The organism is Enterobacter cloacae complex sp. ECNIH7, from assembly GCF_002208095.1.
Taxonomy (GTDB): Bacteria; Pseudomonadota; Gammaproteobacteria; order Enterobacterales; family Enterobacteriaceae; genus Enterobacter; species Enterobacter cloacae_M.
In genome coordinates this window covers 4,032,723-4,050,359 of record NZ_CP017990.1, presented here as the reverse complement: position 1 = coordinate 4,050,359, position 17,637 = coordinate 4,032,723, and the positions used below count along the sequence as shown (strand labels likewise).

Here is a 17,637-nt window from a genome sequence, read left to right as displayed (position 1 = left end):
AACCATGAAACAGTATCTTGAATTGATGAAAAAAGTGCTCGACGAGGGCACGCCGAAAAACGACCGCACCGGCACCGGTACGCTCTCCATTTTTGGCCACCAGATGCGCTTCAACCTGCAAGAAGGCTTCCCTCTGGTGACGACAAAGCGCTGCCACCTGCGCTCGATCATTCATGAACTGCTCTGGTTCCTGCAAGGCGATACCAACGTAGCGTATCTGCACGAAAATAACGTCTCAATCTGGGACGAGTGGGCAGATGAAAATGGCAACCTGGGCCCGGTTTACGGCAAGCAGTGGCGCGCCTGGCCGACGCCTGATGGTCGCCATATTGACCAGATCACCACCGTGATGAACCAGCTGAAAAACGATCCGGACTCGCGCCGAATCATCGTTTCCGCCTGGAACGTCGGCGAGCTGGATAAAATGGCGCTGGCGCCGTGCCATGCGTTCTTCCAGTTCTATGTGGCGGATGGAAAGCTTTCTTGTCAGCTCTACCAGCGCTCCTGTGACGTGTTCCTCGGCCTGCCGTTTAACATTGCCAGCTATGCGCTGTTGGTCCACATGATGGCGCAGCAGTGCGATCTGGAAGTGGGCGATTTCGTCTGGACCGGTGGGGACACCCATCTTTACAGCAACCATATGGAACAGACGCATCTCCAGCTGACTCGCGAACCGCGTGCTCTGCCGAAGCTGATTATCAAGCGCAAACCGGCATCAATCTTCGACTACCGCTTTGATGATTTCGAGATTGAGGGCTATGACCCGCATCCGGGCATCAAAGCGCCTGTCGCTATCTGATGCGATAAAGCGTGACACAACCGGTGCTCTTTAGCGCCGGTTTTTTTTCGCCTTTATCCCGTTTCCCGAAGCGCTATCCAGAAAGCGTGCAACGCGCTGCAACACTCTCAATTCCTCGGATAACGCCTCGTAAAACGAAGAACCGTCGCTCGTCATGTTCACGGCGCTTCGCCACACTCCCGGTATGAAAAAAGAGAACGGTTTTACGCTTATCGAAACGCTGGTCGCGATTTCGCTTGTCGTTATCCTCAGCGCCTCAGGGCTGTACGGCTGGGACAGCTGGCAGCGGCAGCAGCGGCTGTGGCAAACCGCCAGTCAGGTGCGAGATTACCTGCTGTTTCTGCGCAATCATGCCAACCGCTACAACCGCGACCATCAAATTACCCGTCTGCGGGTGGGAGGCATGGATTGTCTGGTGAGCTCTGCCGCGCAAGGCTGTGAGAAGGGCAGTCCCTTTGTGCTGATACCACTCTGGCCTGAGGTCGCGATCGGCGAGGTAACGCCGTCGCTCGCGTTCTATGGATTAAAGGATACGGCATGGGCAGGGCGGATACGCGTTCAAAGCCGCGCGGGAGAATGGCTGATTATTGTCTCAAATGGAGGACGCATCAGGATGTGTAAGGTCTCTGCGGGAGGTTCATGTCGATGAAGCAGCGAGGTTTCTCACTGACTGAAGTTCTGATTGCCACGGCGATTAGCAGCCTTTTGCTGATAAGCGCATCGCGTTTTTTACCCGGCTTGCAGCGTGCGATCTTAGTGCAATCTGGTCAGAGACAACTGGAGGAAGAGGTCTGGCACCACCTGTTTGCTCTGGGCAAACAGCTTCAGCGTGCGGGGTACTGCGCGGGAAACTGTCAGGGACAGGCACTGGTGACAGCCAGGCAAGGAAGTTGCGTCATTGTGCGGTGGGATGCCAACAGTAACGGCAGCTGGGATAACAGCGCATCAGAAAATGACAGCACCGGTTTTCGACTGGAGTCTGGTGCGCTTGAAACCCAGCGTGGAGCGACCTCATGTGAAGGAAAAGGATGGGAAAAGCTCACGGACCCGGACAGGCTAGCGATCGCGCATTTTGTGGTGAGGACAGTGGAACATGCCGGTTTTGCGCCAGAGGTGAATATCGAACTGGCGGCGATTCGTAAAGGCGAGCAGGGGGAACCCTGGCAGGCGTTGTATACGGTCACGGGGTACAACCTGTGAATCGTCAACGCGGCATGTCTTCGCTGGCGCTGGTTCTGCTTTTACTGGTGCTGGGTACCCTTATCCTCACGGGGCTCAATCAGCAGCTCACAACGTTTAGCGCGCTCGTTGGCGGGGAGAAAAGCTCGCTTCAGCAGCAGGTGAAGGTACAGTCCGCGCTTGAATGGGGACGGGTTCAGAGCTGGTCGTCGGAGTCACAGGTTCAGTGCAAAATGACACCGGCGTGGCGAGTGTGTTTGCGCCAGCTGAGTGGGGCGCGTGTACTGCTGATTGCCGGAGACAGCGGCCTGCTGCTTTGGCGCTCAGGAGAGATTGTCGACGGGAACGTTCGCTTTTCGCCTCACGGCTGGAGTGATTTTTGTCCCCTTAAGGAGAGCGCGTTATGCCAGCTGCCGTGAGCAGAGAAAAAGGGTTTAGCATGGTTGAGGTACTGCTGGCGATGATGCTGCTGGTGATCGTCGTGACCGCTCTGTCGGGTTATCACCGGGCGCTGGCGGCGCGGTTCACCCTGTTTAACCAGTATCGCCAGCTCTGGCACCATGCCTGGAATCAGTCTCAGCTTTCAACAAATGTTCTCCCGGCAGGCTGGCAGGCCAGTCGGGGGCAGACAACGCACGCAGGATGTGTCAGCATCACGGTCACACTTATTTCTCCTCTGGGGCGGCGCGGTGAGATAACGCGTCTGCATTGCCCGGTTAGCCAGTAGTCGGGAGCGTCTATGTTAAGGGTCTACCACTCAAATCGTCTGGATGTGCTGGAAGCGCTGATGGAATTTATCGTTGAGCGCGAGCGGCTTGACGATCCTTTTGAGCCTGAAATGGTGCTGGTGCAGAGCACCGGTATGGCACAGTGGCTGCAAATGTCGCTTTCCCGTAAATTTGGCATAGCCGCAAATATTGATTTCCCGCTGCCCGCGAGTTTTATCTGGGAGATGTTTGTGCGCGTGTTGCCGGACATCCCGGAGCAGAGCGCCTTCAACAAACAAGGCATGAGCTGGAAGCTCATGGCGCTGCTGCCGGAAATGCTGCAGCACGATGAATTCGCCATGCTGCGCCACTACCTCAATGACGATACCGATAAGCGCAAGCTGTTCCAGCTGGCGTCGCGTACCGCCGATCTCTACGACCAATACCTTGTTTACCGTTCTGACTGGTTAATTCGTTGGGAAGCGGGCGAGCTGGTTGAAGGGCTACCGGAGGCGCAAATATGGCAGGCACCGCTGTGGAAAGCACTGGTAGAGCATACGGAGAAACTTGGGCAGCCTAAGTGGCACCGTGCCAACCTGTACGAGCGGTTTATCTCAATACTCGAGAATGCCCCGGAGCGCCCGGCCCGACTGCCGTCACGCGTTTTTATCTGCGGGATATCCGCCTTACCGCCTGTTTATCTGAAGGCGTTGAACGCGCTGGGTAAACATATTGATATCCATATTTTGTTCACCAACCCTTGCCGACAGTATTGGGGGGATATCCTCGACGAACGTTGGCTTGCGCGGCTGGTAACTCGCCAACGAAAGCGCCTTTTTGAAGAACGTTCCGTCCCGCTGTTTAAAGACGGCTCGACTGCCGGGCAGCTTTTTGATGAAGACGGTATCCAGAACCTGCCCAATCCACTGCTTGCCTCGTGGGGGAAGCTGGGGCGTGACTACATTCACATGCTTTCAGACATCACTTCATCAGGCGAAGGCGACGTGGATGCCTTTGTCGACATTACCCCGGATAGCCTGCTGCATCATATTCAGCTGGATATCCTCGATCTGGAAAACCGTGCCGTGATGGGCGTGACGGCGAACGAATTCGAACGTAGCGACAGCAAGCGCAAGCTGGATGCTGACGATCGCAGCATCACGATCCATGTTTGCCATAGCCCTCAGCGCGAGGTCGAAGTGCTTCACGACCAGCTGCTGGCGATGCTGCAGGACGATCCCGAACTGACGCCACGCGATATTGTGGTGATGGTGGCGGATATCGACAGCTACAGTCCCTTTATTCAGGCCGTTTTTGGCAGTGCGACGGGCGAGCGATATCTGCCTTACGCTATCTCTGACCGTCGTGCCCGCCAGTCGCATCCGGCACTGCAGGCCTTTATCACTCTGCTTTCACTGCCGGATAGCCGCTTTATCTCCGAAGATGTCCTGGCGTTACTGGATGTTCCCGTGCTGGCTGCACGCTTCAACATCAATGAAGAGGGGCTGCGCTACCTTCGCCAGTGGGTGAACGAATCTGGCGTACGCTGGGGGATCGATGACGATAACGTTCAGGAGTTCGAACTTCCTCCAACCGGGCAGCACACGTGGCGTTTTGGCCTGACGCGTATGCTGCTGGGCTACGCCATGGAGAGCAGCCAGGGCGAGTGGAATGAGGTGCTGCCTTATGATGAGTCCAGCGGGTTAATTGCTGAACTGGTGGGGCATTTAGCGTCACTCCTGATGCAGCTTAACCGCTGGCGACACGAGCTGATGCAGCCGCGTCCGCTTGAAGCGTGGCTTCCGGTTTGCAGGGCATTGCTTAATGATTTCTTCCTGCCAGACAGTGACACCGAAGCGGCAATGGCACTGATTGAAACGCAGTGGCAGGCGATCATCGACGAAGGCGTGAACTCCCACTATCAGGAGGCCATCCCGCTGTCGCTGTTGAGGGATGAGCTGACGCAGCGGCTCGATCAGGAGCGAATCAGCCAGCGTTTCCTGGCAGGCCCCATCAATATCTGCACCCTGATGCCAATGCGTTCTATCCCGTTTAAAGTGGTCTGTCTGCTTGGCATGAACGACGGCGTTTATCCGCGCGCGCTGGCGCCGCTGGGGTTCGATTTGATGAGCGCAGATCCAAAGCGGGGCGACCGTAGCCGCCGCGATGATGACCGCTACCTCTTCCTTGAGGCGCTCATTTCCGCCCAGAGTAAGCTCTATATCAGCTATATCGGCCGTTCCATTCAGGACAACAGCGAGCGTTTTCCCTCCGTTCTGGTGCAGGAGCTGGTGGACTATATCGGCCAGAGTCACTATCTGCCGGGGGATGAAGAGCGCAACTGCGATGAAAGCGAGAAGAGGGTGAAATCTCATATCACCTGTTTCCACAGCCGCATGCCATTTGACCCGGTGAACTACACGCCCAGCGAGCGCCAGAGCTATGCGCAGGAGTGGTTACCGGCAGCGAAAAAGGAGGGGAGTGCGCATACCGATTTCATACAGGAACTTGACCCGCGCCCTGTCGATACCCTGACCTTTGAACAGCTTCAGCGGTTTTGGGCGCATCCGGTGCGCGCCTTCTTCCAGCAGCGATTGCAGGTCAACTTCCGTTCTGAAGAGAGTGAAATTCCTGATGCAGAGCCCTTTACGCTGGAAGGGCTGGAGCGCTACCAGTTAAACCTGCAGCTGTTGAATGCGCTGGTTGAAGAGGAAGATGCTGACAAACTTTATCGCCGCTACCGTGCTGCAGGGCAGCTGCCCTATGGGGCGTTCGGGGAAATTGTCTGGGAGGCGCAGTGTCAGGAGATGACCGCCCTGGCAGAGCGCGTAAGAGCGTGCCGACAGCCAGGGAAAAGCATTGAAATCGATCTCAACTGCAATGGTGTACAGCTCACGGGCTGGTTAACCCAGGTTCAGCCGGACGGGCTGCTGCGCTGGCGGCCCTCTATGCTTAGCGTTTCACAGGGTTTGCAACTCTGGCTGGAACATCTTGTCTACAGTGCGGATGGTCATAAAGGTGAAAGTCGGATTTTCGTGCGCAAAGAGGGCGAATGGCGCTTCCCGCCGATGGAGTCTGAGCAGGCGTTACGGTATCTGTCTTTGTACATTGAGGGCTACCGTCAGGGAATGAACAAACCGCTCCTGGTACTGCCGGAAAGTGGCGGCGCCTGGATAAAAGCCTGTTATGACGCACAGAATGATGCGATGTTAACGGATGAGGCGTCACTGCAGAAAGCGCGCAGTAAATTTATGCAGGCCTACGAAGGTAACATGATGGTGCGGGGCGAAGGTGAAGATGTCTGGTATCAGCGCTTATGGCGAACGCTTGAGCCAGAGTACATTGAGGCCATCACGGAAGAGGCGCAGCGCTACCTGCTGCCGTTGTTTAAATTTAATCAGTCCTGAGCGCTGTATAAAAATTGCGCAGCATGGGGTGTTCATTTATGATGCACTTCTTATCACGGACTGATGTACCCCATAAAGAGATGTTGGCGTGTCCAGCACGCAATGTGTTAATGATGTAGCCGTGATAAAGAGGTAGCACCTTGTTTAAAGCGTTTGTTTTGTTTTTCGCCCTCTGGGTACCTGTCACTCAGGCAGACTCCGGTTGGCAACCCGTTCAGGAAACTATTCGTAAAAGCGAAAAAGATACTCGTCAATATCAGGCTATTCGTCTTGATAACGGCATGACTGTGCTGCTGGTTTCCGATCCGCAGGCGGTGAAGTCCCTCTCGGCATTAGTGGTGCCGGTTGGATCGCTGGAAGATCCTGACGCGCATCCTGGGCTTGCACACTATCTGGAACATATGACGCTGATGGGGTCAAAAAAATACCCGCAGCCAGATAGCCTGTCCGAATTTTTGAAAATGCATGGCGGCAGCCACAATGCCAGTACGGCACCGTACCGCACGGCCTTTTATCTTGAAGTCGAAAATGATGCGCTGGAAGGCGCGGTCGACCGCCTTGCTGATTCCATCGCAGCCCCCCTGCTGGATAAAAAATATGCCGACCGTGAACGCAATGCCGTCAATGCTGAGTTGACCCTTGCCCGCACGCGAGACGGTATGCGCATGGCCCAGGTCAGCGCCGAAACCATCAACCCTGCGCACCCGGGTTCGCGCTTCTCCGGCGGTAACCTGGAGACGTTAAGCGACAAACCGAACAGCCCGGTGCTTGATGCCCTGCACGCGTTTCGCGATAAATACTACTCCGCCAACCTGATGAAAGCGGTCATCTACAGCAATAAACCGTTGCCAGAACTGGCAGGCATGGCGGCTAAAACGTTTGGTCGGGTGCCGAATAAAAATATCGACCTGCCGCAGATAGACGTACCGGTGGTCACGGACGCGCAAAAGGGCATTGTGATCCACTACGTGCCTGCGCTGCCGCGCAAAGTGCTGCGCGTGGAATTCCGCATCGATAACAACACCGCAAAGTTTCGCAGTAAAACCGATGAGCTGGTGACCTACCTGATAGGTAACCGTAGTCCGGGTACGCTTTCTGACTGGCTGCAAAAACAGGGGCTCGTGGAAGGTATTCGCGCCGACTCCGATCCGGTTGTGAACGGCAATAGCGGCGTGCTGGCGATCTCCGCCACCCTGACCGACAAGGGCCTGGCGAACCGTGACGAAGTGGTGGCTGCGATCTTCAGCTACCTCTCTTTACTGCGTGAGAAAGGCGTCGATAAGCGCTACTTTGATGAGCTCGCGCACGTGCTGGATCTCGATTTCCGTTACCCGTCCATTACCCGCGACATGGATTACGTTGAGTGGCTGGCGGATACCATGATCCGCGTGCCGGTGGAGCACACCCTCGATGCGGTCAATATTGCCGACCGGTATGATGCCGATGCGGTGAAAGCCCGCCTGGCGATGATGACGCCGGAGAATGCCCGCATCTGGTACATCAGCCCGAACGAACCGCATAACAAGACGGCGTATTTTGTCGATGCTCCTTATCAGGTGGACAAAATCAGCGCACAGACCTTCGCCGACTGGCAGAAGAAGGCCGGGGAGATTGCGTTGAAGCTGCCGGAGCTGAACCCCTATATTCCGGATGACTTCTCGCTGACCAAAACGACTCAAGATTATCCGCACCCGGCGCTGATCGTTGATGAGCCTACGCTACGCGTGGTGTATACCCCTAGCCGCTATTTCGCAAGCGAGCCAAAGGCCGATGTCAGCGTGGTGCTGCGTAACCCGAAAGCGATGAACAGCGCTAAAAATCAGGTGATGTTCGCGCTCAATGACTATCTCGCCGGGATTGCGCTCGATCAGCTCAGCAACCAGGCGGCCGTGGGCGGGATCAGCTTCTCCACCAACGCCAACAACGGTTTGATGCTCAATGCAAACGGCTATACCCAGCGTTTGCCTCAGCTGTTCCAGGCACTGCTGGAGGGTTATTTCAGCTATACGCCGACGGAAGAGCAGCTTGAGCAGGCCAAATCGTGGTATGCGCAGATGATGGATTCTGCGGAGAAGGGCAAAGCTTACGATCTGGCGCTTATGCCGGCGCAAATGCTGTCGCAAGTTCCTTATTTCCAGCGAGAGGACCGCCGCGCGCTGTTGCCTTCGATCACCTTAAAAGACGTGCTGGCTTACCGTGACGCGCTGAAAACCAACACGCGCCCGGAGTTCCTGATCGTCGGCAACATGAGTGAGGACCAGGCCAAAACCCTGGCAGAGAATGTACGCGCTCAGCTCGGTTCGAAAGGCGACGAGTGGTGCCGAAACCAGGACGTGCTGGTTGAGAAAAAACAGAATGTGATTTTTGAAAAGGCGGGTAACAGCACGGACTCCGCGCTGGCCGCGGTATTTGTGCCAACGGGCTATGATGAATTCGCCAGCTCAGCACAGAGTGCCGTGCTGGGGCAAATTATTCAGCCGTGGTTCTACAACCAGTTACGCACTGAGGAGCAGCTTGGCTACGCGGTGTTTGCCTTCTCCATGAACGTAGGCCGACAGTGGGGGCTGGGTTTCCTGCTGCAAAGCAGCGATAAACAGCCGGCGTATCTCTGGAAGCGTTACCAGGCCTTCTTCCCGCAGGTGGAAGCGAAACTCCGCGCCATGAAGCCGGAAGAGTTTGCGCAGATCCAGCAGGCCGTCATCGCACAGGTGATGCAGCCGCCGCAGACGCTGGGTGAAGAAGCCTCGCAGCTGAGCAAAGATTTCGATCGCGGTAATCTGAAATTTGATTCGCGTGATAAAGTAGTGGCCGAGATAAAACAGCTGACGCCGCAGAAGGTTGCCGACTTCTTCCATCAGGCGGTCATTAAGCCGCAGGGTATGACCATTCTGTCCCAGGTTTCCGGTAGCCAGAACGGGAAAACGGAGTACGTGAACCCGAAAGGCTGGAAAGTCTGGAAGAGCGTCAGCGCGCTGCAGCAATCTATGCCCTGGAGTAAGAAAGAATGACCGATACCGCTGAGTCCCTTGATCCCTTACGTTTACCTCTGCAGGGTGAACGATTGATTGAAGCCTCAGCGGGAACGGGAAAAACCTTCACTATTGCCGCCCTGTACCTGCGTCTGCTGCTGGGGCTTGGCGGCAACGCCGCTTTTCCACGCCCTTTGAGCGTGGAAGAGCTGCTGGTAGTCACCTTCACCGAGGCTGCCACCGCTGAGCTGCGGGGCCGTATTCGCAGCAATATCCACGAGCTGCGCATCGCCTGTCTGCGTCAGAGCACGGATAACCCTCTCTACGCGAGCCTTCTGGAAGAGATTGCCGATAAGCAACAGGCCGCCCAGTGGCTGCTCCTCGCTGAACGGCAGATGGATGAAGCGTCCGTCTTCACCATTCACGGTTTTTGCCAGCGCATGCTGAGCCTGAATGCATTTGAATCCGGAATGCTGTTTGAACAGCAGCTCATTGAAGATGAATCCGTGCTTCGCTATCAGGCCTGTGCGGATTTCTGGCGTCGCCACTGCTACCCGTTACAGCGCGATATCGCCGAAGCGGTACATGCGCTGTGGAAGGGCCCGGAGGCGCTGCTGCGCGCTATCGATCGTTACCTGCAGGGCGAAGCGCCGGTCATCAAATCCCCGCCGCCAGCGGATGAAACCCTGGCCTCACGGCATGAAAAAATCATCGCGCAAATTGCCGACATCAAGCAAAAATGGATGGAGTCCGTTGGCGAGATTGACGCAATCATCGAAAATTCCGGGATTGACCGACGCAAGTTTAACCGTGGCAACCAGGGAAAATGGATCGACAAGATCAGCGCCTGGGCGCAGGAGGAGACGCGAGGCTACCAGCTCCCGGACGCGCTGGAGAAATTCTCCCGGCGTTTCCTGGTTGAGCGGACCAAATCCGACGGCATTGTGCCTGAGCATCCCCTGTTTGTGGCGATTGAAACCCTGCTGGCTGAGCCCTTAACGCTCAACGATCTGATGATCGCCCGCGCCATGACGGAAATTCGCGAAGCCGTCGCGCGTGAAAAACGCCGCCGGGGTGAGCTGGGGTTTGACGACATGCTGAGCCGCCTCGATGCGGCGCTGTGCAGTGAAAATGGCGAAGCGCTTGCCGCCGCGATCCGGACCCGCTTCCCGGTGGCGATGATTGACGAATTTCAGGATACCGACCCTCAGCAATACCGCATTTTCCGCCGTATCTGGCGCCAGCAGCCCGGTACCGCGCTGCTATTAATCGGCGATCCGAAACAGGCCATCTACGCCTTCCGCGGTGCGGATATTTTCACTTACATGAAAGCCCGTAGCGAAGTTGACGCGCACTACACTCTCGATACTAACTGGCGCTCCTCTCCCGGCATGGTGGAAAGCGTCAACGCGCTCTTCAGCCGCATGGATACGGCGTTTATGTTCCGGGAGATCCCGTTTCAGCCGGTAAAGTTTGCCGAGAAAAATGCCTCGTTGCGCTTCGAGTTCAACGGCGAGACGCAGCCTGCCATGAACTTCTGGCTGCTGGACGGGGAAGGCTGCGGCGTTGCCGACTATCAAAATGCCATGGCCCAGCACTGTGCCGCACAAATCCGCGACTGGCTCAGCGCGGGCGCGCACGGTAAAGCGCTGCTGTGGAAGGGGGATAAACCAACTCCGGTAAAGGCATCCGATATCACGGTGCTGGTGCGCAGCCGTCAGGAGGCCGCGCTCATCCGCGACGCCCTGACGTTACTAAATATCCCCTCCGTCTACCTCTCAAACCGCGACAGCGTCTTTGAAACGCTGGAAGCGCAGGAGATGCTATGGCTGCTGCAGGCCGTGCTGGCTCCGGAGCGGGAAAGCACGCTGCGTAGCGCACTGGCGAGCGCGATGCTCGGGCTGAACGCGCGGGATATCGATGCGCTCAACAATGACGAAGCCGCGTGGGATGCCGTGGTAGAAGAGTTTGTTCGCTACCGCGAAAAATGGCAGAAGCGTGGAGTCATGGCGATGGTGCGCGAGCTCATGGCACAGCGCCACATTGCCGAGAATATGCTGGCGACAGCAGGCGGCGAGCGCCGTTTGACCGATATTTTACATATCAGCGAACTGCTGCAGGAAGCCGGTACGCAGCTGGAGAGCGAACACGCCCTCGTGCGCTGGCTGGCGCAGCAGATTGCCGATCCGAACAGTAATTCGTCCAGCCAGCAGATGCGCCTTGAGAGTGATAAACATCTGGTGCAGATCGTCACCATTCACAAGTCGAAAGGCCTGGAATATCCGCTGGTCTGGCTGCCGTTTATCGCCAATTATCGCGTGCAGGATCAGGCCTTTTACCACGATCGCGAATCTTTTGAGGCGGTGCTCGATCTCAGCAACGCGGAGTCCAGCGTTGAGCTGGCTGAAGCCGAGCGTCTGGCGGAAGACCTGCGCCTGCTTTACGTGGCGCTGACCCGTTCGGTCTGGCACTGCAGCCTGGGCGTTGCGCCTCTGTTCCGTCGCCGTGGCGAAAAGACCGGGGAGAGCGATTTTCATCTGAGCGCGCTGGGGCGGCTTATTCAGCATGGTGAACCCAAAGACGCGGCGGGCCTGCGCCAGTGCATCGAATCTCTTTGCACAGAGCATGTTGCCCTGCATATTCCGTCGCAGCCCGACAACAGCCGCTGGCAGATGCCGGAGCTGAGTGACTCACAGCTCCATGCCCGTCAGGTGGTACGTACTATTGCCGACGACTGGCGGGTCACCAGCTATTCCGGTTTGCAGCAGCACGGGCAGAGTATTGCGCAGGATCTGATGCCAAAACTGGACGTGGATGCCGCAGGAGCCGGTAGCGTACCTGTTGAGCCGGTGCTCACGCCGCACCAGTTCCCGCGCGGCGCCTCGCCGGGCACGTTTTTGCATAGCCTGTTTGAAGAGCTGGATTTTACCCAGCCGGTATCGGAAGAGTGGGTGCTGAAGATGTTACAGAGTGGCGGCTACGACGCACAGTGGCAGCCGGTTCTCACCGACTGGATCCGCGCGGTACTGCACGCGCCGCTCACGACGCAGGGGATCTCGCTGAACCAGTTGACCGCCAAAGATAAGCAGGTGGAGATGGAGTTTTATCTCCCCATCGCCAGCCCGCTCAGGGCCGAGGCGCTTGATGCGCTGATCCGCGAGTACGATCCGTTATCCGCCGGATGTCCGCCGCTGAACTTCCGCCAGGTGCAGGGGATGCTCAAAGGCTTTATCGACCTGGTTTTCCGCCACGAAGGGCGCTACTACCTGCTGGATTACAAATCAAACTGGCTGGGTGAAAGCAGCGAAGCCTACACCCAGGACGCGATGGCCTCGGCAATGCAAATGCATCGCTACGATCTGCAGTACCAGCTTTACACCCTTGCGCTGCACCGTTACCTGCGCCATCGCATGGCCGATTACCGCTACGAAGCGCATTTTGGCGGCGTAATTTACCTGTTCCTGCGCGGAGTGGATGCTAACGACCCGCATTCCGGCGTCTTTAGCACGCGTCCGGCTGCGGAACTGATTGAAAAAATGGATAACCTGTTTGCTGCAGGCACGGAGGAGGTGGCATGACGATGCAGGCGCTACTGCTGGACGCGGTTGAACAACGATTATTGCGTCACCTGGATGTGCAGTTCGCCATGATGGTGGCAGGCGAGGAGCCTGCCGTCATGCTTGCCGCCGCCATTCTGAGTAAAGACGCTGGGGAAGGGCACGTATGTCTGCCGCTGTCGCGTCTGGCGGTGGATGAGAAAATGCCTCCGGCTTTACAGGCGTGTTTCGCGCTGCTGGGTGACGCAGTGGACTGGCAGGGGATATTACTCGGCTCGCCTGCCGTGAGCGGAGCCGATACCGGGACGCCAATGATCCTTGTCGGCGAGCGTTTGTATCTTAACCGGCTGTGGCGTAACGAACTGACGGTAGCGCGCTTCTTCAGCGAGACTAACGCCCCGCTTCCCTGCGATGAAGCGCAGCTCCGGCAAACGCTGGATACGCTGTTTACCGCTGACGACGCGACAGACTGGCAGAAAGTGGCGGCAGCCGTGGCCTTAACGCGACGGATCTCGGTGATTTCTGGCGGCCCGGGCACCGGGAAAACGACCACCGTGGCAAAACTGCTTGCCGCGCTGATTCAGCTCTCGGGTGAGCAAAAGTGCCGTATTCGCCTGGCGGCCCCCACCGGTAAAGCCGCGGCACGTCTGACGGAGTCGTTAGGCGGCGCGCTGCAAAAGCTGCCGCTAACCGGGGAGCAGCTTGCGCTTTTCCCCAATGAAGCCAGCACGCTGCACCGTTTGCTTGGCGCACAGCCGGGTAGCCAGCGTCTGCGCTATCATGCCGGTAATCCATTGCACCTTGACGTGCTGGTGGTGGATGAAGCGTCGATGATTGACCTGACTATGATGTCGCGTTTGATCGATGCGCTACCGCCGCACGCGCGTGTCATTTTCCTCGGCGATCGCGACCAGCTTGCCTCCGTTGAGGCGGGAGCCGTATTGGGGGATATCTGCACCTATGCCAGCCTGGGATATACCGCTGAACGCGCGCAGGAGTTAGCCCGTCTCACCGGATGTTCGCTCACCTCTGAAAACCATTCGCTGGCAGGGGCGCTGCGCGACAGCCTGTGTCTGCTGCAAAAAAGCTACCGTTTCGGCAGCGACTCCGGCATCGGCCAGCTTGCGGCAGCGGTGAACCGGGGCGACCGGCGCACCACCACTGCGGTGTTTGACGGTACCTTTACGGATATAGAGAAAAAATCGCTGCAAAGCGGGGAAGAGTATCAGGCGATGCTGGACGACGCCCTGCAGGGGTACCAGCACTTTCTGACGGGCGTACAACAGCAAAGTACGCCGGAGCAGGTCATTGCCGCGTTTGGCGAGTATCAGCTGCTCTGTGCGCTGAGGGAAGGCCCCTTTGGCGTCCGGGGTCTCAACGACAGGCTGGAACAGCTGCTGGCGCAAAAACGCAAAATTAACCGTACCCCGCACTCGCGCTGGTATGAAGGGCGACCGGTGATGATCTCCCGCAACGACAGCGCGCTGGGGTTGTTTAATGGGGATATCGGGATTGCGCTCGACTGCGGTCAGGGCCTGCGCGTCTGGTTCCAGATGCCGGACGGGAGCGTGAAGTCCTTCCAGCCCAGCCGTTTACCCGAGCATGAAACCGCCTGGGCGATGACGGTGCATAAATCCCAGGGCTCCGAGTTTAACCATGCGGCGCTGATCCTGCCCACGCAGCTTTCACCCGTCGTTACCCGCGAGCTGATCTATACCGCCATTACGCGCGCGCGTCAGCGCCTGTCGCTCTATACCGATGAACGGGTGCTGGTGCAGGCGATCGCCACCCGAACGGAACGCCGAAGCGGGCTGGGCGCGATATTTGAGTCACTCTGAACAACGCCAGAGATCCAGGCCGGGTACGCGCAGCGCTACCCGGCAAGCGTTGTATTATCCCAGGTCAGCCATCAGCACCTTTGAACGACGCTGATAGTTGTACATCTCTTTCTTCGTTTCCGGCAGAGAATCGATATCCACCGGCGTGAATCCGCGCTCCTGGAACCAGTGAATGCTGCGCGTCGTCAGGACGAACAGCTTGCTTAGCCCCATCTGGCGCGCCTGTGCCGCCACGCGTTCAAGCAGCATTTCGCCGCGTGAAGAGCTACGGTAATCAGGATGCACCGCCACGCAGGCCATTTCACCGATCTTCTCTTCCGGGAACGGATAGAGCGCGGCGCAGGCAATGGTCAGGTTATCGCGCTGAATAATGGTGAATTTGTCGATCTCCATCTCCAGCTGTTCGCGTGAGCGACGCACCAGAATACCCTGCTGTTCCAGCGGGCGGATCAGCTCCAGAATGCCGCCGATGTCATTGATGGTGGCGCGGCGGATCTGCTCCGCACTCTCCATCACAATCTGCGTACCAATACCGTCGCGGGAGAATAGCTCCTGCAGCAGGGCCCCGTCTTCCTGATAGCTGATCAGGTGGCTGCGGCGCACGCCGCTGCGGCAGGCCTTCACGGCGCCACGCAGGAAGCGGACGGTGCCGGAGTGGTAATCACCTTCGGCTTCCAGCGCTTCCACGCGGGCCTGGGCTTCATTCGGGAAGAGTTCCGGTACGATTGTTCCTTCAGCGTCCACGACGCCCTGGGAGGAGCAGAACCCAATCATTTTTTCCGCCTTCAGCTTGATCGCCAGCTGCGTGGCGATCTCTTCGGACGTCAGGTTAAAGCTTTCGCCGGTCACGGAAACGGCGACCGGGCCCATCAGAACGATGGCGCCGCTGTCCAGCTGGCGGTGAATAGCTTCCTCATCAATACGACGGATACGGCCGCTGTGGCAGTAATCCACGCCATCGTCCACGCCGAGCGGCTGGGCAATGATAAAGTTGCCGCTCACGACGTTGATATGCGCCCCCTGCAGCGGCGTATTGTTCAGGCTCATGGAGAGACGCGCGGTAATATCCAGCTGCAGCAGACCCGCCGCCTGTTTCACCAGCTCCAGGGTTTTGGCATCGGTGACGCGGGTGTGTTTGTGGTAAATCGGCTCGTGGTGGTGAGCGGCCAGGTTGGCGTCGATCTGCGGACGCGCGCCATACACCACCACCAGGCGGATCCCGAGGCTGTGCAGCAGGCCAATGTCATTGACGATGCTGGAAAAATTTTCATGCTCAATGGCTTCGCCGCCAAGCATGATGACAAACGTTTTTCCCCGATGGGCGTTGATATAGGGAACAGAATGGCGGAATCCCTGGACCAGTTCGGTTCTACGTTCCTTCACCATGGCACAACCCTTAATGAATGTTTATTCGTAATTTCTGTATTTTTATTCGATTGTGGTCGCGTGTGCAAGTGCAAATTTTCCGCGACCCACAGAAATTGGTAAGTAATCCGTGCGTTAGCGTATGATTGTTTACCCTTTTATAGATGACAGTTTATGCGTCATTCGTTAAAGTTTTCGGTCAATCTGGACATTTTGTATATCAGTCAGTGTTCTTGCTCGGGAGAAGCATGTCGGGATCCAATTCAGCAATAAGCCGCCGCCGTTTGTTAAAAGGGGCCGGGGCAATGTGGTTGCTTAGCGTCAGTCAGGTCGGTCTTGCCGCCACGAGTCAGGTGGTGGCGGTGCGCGTCTGGCCGTCGTCGACCTATACGCGCGTGACGGTCGAATCCAATCGCGTGCTGAAATATAAGCAATTTGCCCTCAGCAACCCGGAACGCGTGGTGGTGGATCTCGAAGGCGTTAACCTCAACTCCGTGCTGAAAGGGATGGCGGCGCAGATCCGCGGTGACGATCCGTTTATTAAATCGGCTCGCGTCGGGCAGTTTGATCCGCAAACCGTGCGCATGGTGTTTGAACTGAAGCAGAACGTTAAGCCGCAGCTGTTTGCCCTGGCGCCCGTTGCGACGTTTAAAGAGCGCCTGGTGATGGATCTCTACCCGGCCAACGCAACGGATATTCAGGATCCGCTTCTTGCCCTGCTGGAGGATTACAACAAGGGCGACTTGCAGCGTCAGGTTCCACCTGCGCAAAGCGGTCCGCAGCCGGGGAAAGCAGGGCGCGATCGTCCGATTGTGATCATGCTCGATCCCGGACACGGCGGTGAAGACTCCGGCGCGGTGGGGAAATACCGCACGCGTGAAAAAGACGTTGTGCTGCAAATTGCCCGCCGCCTGAAGGCGTTGATTGATAAAGAAGGTAATATGCGCGCCTATATGACGCGCAATGAAGATATCTTTATTCCGCTGAAGGTCCGGGTGGCGAAAGCGCAGAAGCAGCGCGCCGATTTGTTCGTGTCGATCCATGCGGATGCCTTTACCAGCCGCCAGCCAAGCGGCTCGTCGGTGTTCGCGCTCTCAACCAAAGGCGCGACCAGTACCGCAGCAAGATATCTGGCTGACACCCAGAACGCCTCTGACCTGATTGGCGGCGTGAGCAAAAGCGGTGACCGCTACGTCGACCACACTATGTTCGATATGGTGCAGTCGCTGACCATTAACGACAGCCTGAAGTTTGGTAAAGCGGTGCTGGGCAAGCTGGGCAACATCAATAAGCTGCATAAAAACAGCGTTGAACAGGCCGGGTTTGCGGTACTCAAAGCACCGGATATCCCGTCCATCCTGGTCGAAACCGCGTTTATCAGTAACGTCGAAGAGGAGCGTAAGCTCAAGACGGCAAAATTCCAGCAGGAGGTTGCGGAGTCGATTCTGGCGGGGATACGGGCGTATTTCTCTGACGGGGCGACGCTGGCGCGACGCGGATAACGCTTTCAGCCGGGTAAACGCCCGGCAAATTCACAAACGACAGATACAAAAAAACACCCTTGAGGGTGTTTATTGTTTTAGAAGTGTTGGTTGCGGGGGCCGGATTTGAACCGACGACCTTCGGGTTATGAGCCCGACGAGCTACCAGGCTGCTCCACCCCGCGTCCGTCTTTCTACTCGTGTAGAAACTTACTTCTTCAAATTTGATTGGTTGCGGGGGCCGGATTTGAACCGACGACCTTCGGGTTATGAGCCCGACGAGCTACCAGGCTGCTCCACCCCGCGTCCGTCTTTCTACAGTCGTAGAAGATACT

General features: G+C 57.2%; 11 protein-coding genes and 2 tRNA genes. 10 read left to right on the top strand and 3 right to left on the bottom strand.

Going from position 1 to position 17,637, the window contains the following annotated elements:
- The first annotated feature begins 4 nt into the window (after positions 1 to 4).
- The 9 genes from thyA to recD all read left to right on the top strand — a co-directional run bounded on the left by thyA (position 5) and on the right by recD (position 14,456).
- Entirely contained in the window at positions 5 to 799 is a 795-nt protein-coding gene (gene thyA, locus WM95_RS19990) for a thymidylate synthase (protein ID WP_014885081.1), read from the top strand.
- Positions 800 to 983: 184 nt separating this feature from the next.
- Entirely contained in the window at positions 984 to 1,448 is a 465-nt protein-coding gene (locus WM95_RS19985) for a prepilin peptidase-dependent protein (RefSeq protein WP_029740488.1), read from the top strand.
- Positions 1,439 to 1,999: a prepilin peptidase-dependent protein gene (locus WM95_RS19980; RefSeq protein ID WP_047173535.1), complete on the top strand. Its 561-nt coding sequence runs from the start codon at positions 1,439 to 1,441 to the stop codon at positions 1,997 to 1,999. The genes WM95_RS19985 and WM95_RS19980 overlap by 10 nt, the downstream gene beginning before the upstream one ends.
- Positions 1,996 to 2,397, top strand: coding sequence for a DUF2509 family protein (locus tag WM95_RS19975; RefSeq protein WP_063408191.1), 402 nt, complete (start codon positions 1,996 to 1,998; stop codon positions 2,395 to 2,397). Before WM95_RS19980 ends, WM95_RS19975 begins: the two co-directional genes overlap by 4 nt.
- Entirely contained in the window at positions 2,382 to 2,705 is a 324-nt protein-coding gene (locus WM95_RS19970; RefSeq protein ID WP_047173533.1) for a prepilin-type N-terminal cleavage/methylation domain-containing protein, read from the top strand. Before WM95_RS19975 ends, WM95_RS19970 begins: the two co-directional genes overlap by 16 nt.
- 12 nt (positions 2,706 to 2,717) lie before the next feature.
- Complete coding sequence (gene recC, locus WM95_RS19965; protein WP_063408190.1) at positions 2,718 to 6,092, top strand: exodeoxyribonuclease V subunit gamma; 3,375 nt, start codon at positions 2,718 to 2,720, stop codon at positions 6,090 to 6,092.
- Positions 6,093 to 6,232: 140 nt separating this feature from the next.
- Positions 6,233 to 9,100 carry a pitrilysin gene (gene ptrA / locus WM95_RS19960; protein ID WP_045404597.1) on the top strand — a complete coding sequence of 956 codons (2,868 nt, stop codon included), beginning with the start codon at positions 6,233 to 6,235 and terminating at the stop codon, positions 9,098 to 9,100.
- Entirely contained in the window at positions 9,097 to 12,639 is a 3,543-nt protein-coding gene (gene recB / locus WM95_RS19955) for an exodeoxyribonuclease V subunit beta (protein WP_063408188.1), read from the top strand. Before ptrA ends, recB begins: the two co-directional genes overlap by 4 nt.
- Positions 12,636 to 14,456, top strand: a complete 1,821-nt coding sequence (recD, locus tag WM95_RS19950; protein ID WP_063408187.1) for an exodeoxyribonuclease V subunit alpha — start codon at positions 12,636 to 12,638, stop codon at positions 14,454 to 14,456. Before recB ends, recD begins: the two co-directional genes overlap by 4 nt.
- 54 nt (positions 14,457 to 14,510) lie before the next feature.
- Here recD and argA read toward each other — a convergent pair whose 3' ends face one another.
- Entirely contained in the window at positions 14,511 to 15,842 is a 1,332-nt protein-coding gene (gene argA / locus WM95_RS19945; RefSeq protein WP_023309037.1) for an amino-acid N-acetyltransferase, read from the bottom strand.
- 227 nt (positions 15,843 to 16,069) lie between these two features.
- On the opposite strand from argA, the gene amiC reads away from it, so the two are divergent.
- Positions 16,070 to 17,323, top strand: coding sequence for an N-acetylmuramoyl-L-alanine amidase AmiC (gene amiC / locus WM95_RS19940; protein WP_023309036.1), 1,254 nt, complete (start codon positions 16,070 to 16,072; stop codon positions 17,321 to 17,323).
- 87 nt (positions 17,324 to 17,410) lie between these two features.
- Here amiC and WM95_RS19935 read toward each other — a convergent pair.
- Both WM95_RS19935 and WM95_RS19930 read right to left on the bottom strand, forming a co-directional pair.
- A tRNA-Met gene (locus WM95_RS19935) sits at positions 17,411 to 17,487 on the bottom strand.
- 44 nt (positions 17,488 to 17,531) lie between these two features.
- Positions 17,532 to 17,608: transfer RNA gene (locus tag WM95_RS19930), tRNA-Met, on the bottom strand.
- Positions 17,609 to 17,637 lie beyond the last annotated feature (29 nt).

What these genes read in the sequence shown, in the direction of transcription:
- thyA (WP_014885081.1), top strand. Translation starts at nt 5, where the DNA reads ATGAAACAGTATCTTGAATTGATGAAAAAAGTGCTCGACGAGGGCACG.
- WM95_RS19985 (WP_029740488.1), top strand. Translation starts at nt 984, where the DNA reads ATGAAAAAAGAGAACGGTTTTACGCTTATCGAAACGCTGGTCGCGATT.
- WM95_RS19980 (WP_047173535.1), top strand. Translation starts at nt 1,439, where the DNA reads ATGTCGATGAAGCAGCGAGGTTTCTCACTGACTGAAGTTCTGATTGCC.
- WM95_RS19970 (WP_047173533.1), top strand. Translation starts at nt 2,382, where the DNA reads ATGCCAGCTGCCGTGAGCAGAGAAAAAGGGTTTAGCATGGTTGAGGTA.
- recC (WP_063408190.1), top strand. Translation starts at nt 2,718, where the DNA reads ATGTTAAGGGTCTACCACTCAAATCGTCTGGATGTGCTGGAAGCGCTG.
- recB (WP_063408188.1), top strand. Translation starts at nt 9,097, where the DNA reads ATGACCGATACCGCTGAGTCCCTTGATCCCTTACGTTTACCTCTGCAG.
- recD (WP_063408187.1), top strand. Translation starts at nt 12,636, where the DNA reads ATGACGATGCAGGCGCTACTGCTGGACGCGGTTGAACAACGATTATTG.
- argA (WP_023309037.1), bottom strand. Translation starts at nt 15,842, where the DNA reads ATGGTGAAGGAACGTAGAACCGAACTGGTCCAGGGATTCCGCCATTCT.
- amiC (WP_023309036.1), top strand. Translation starts at nt 16,070, where the DNA reads ATGTCGGGATCCAATTCAGCAATAAGCCGCCGCCGTTTGTTAAAAGGG.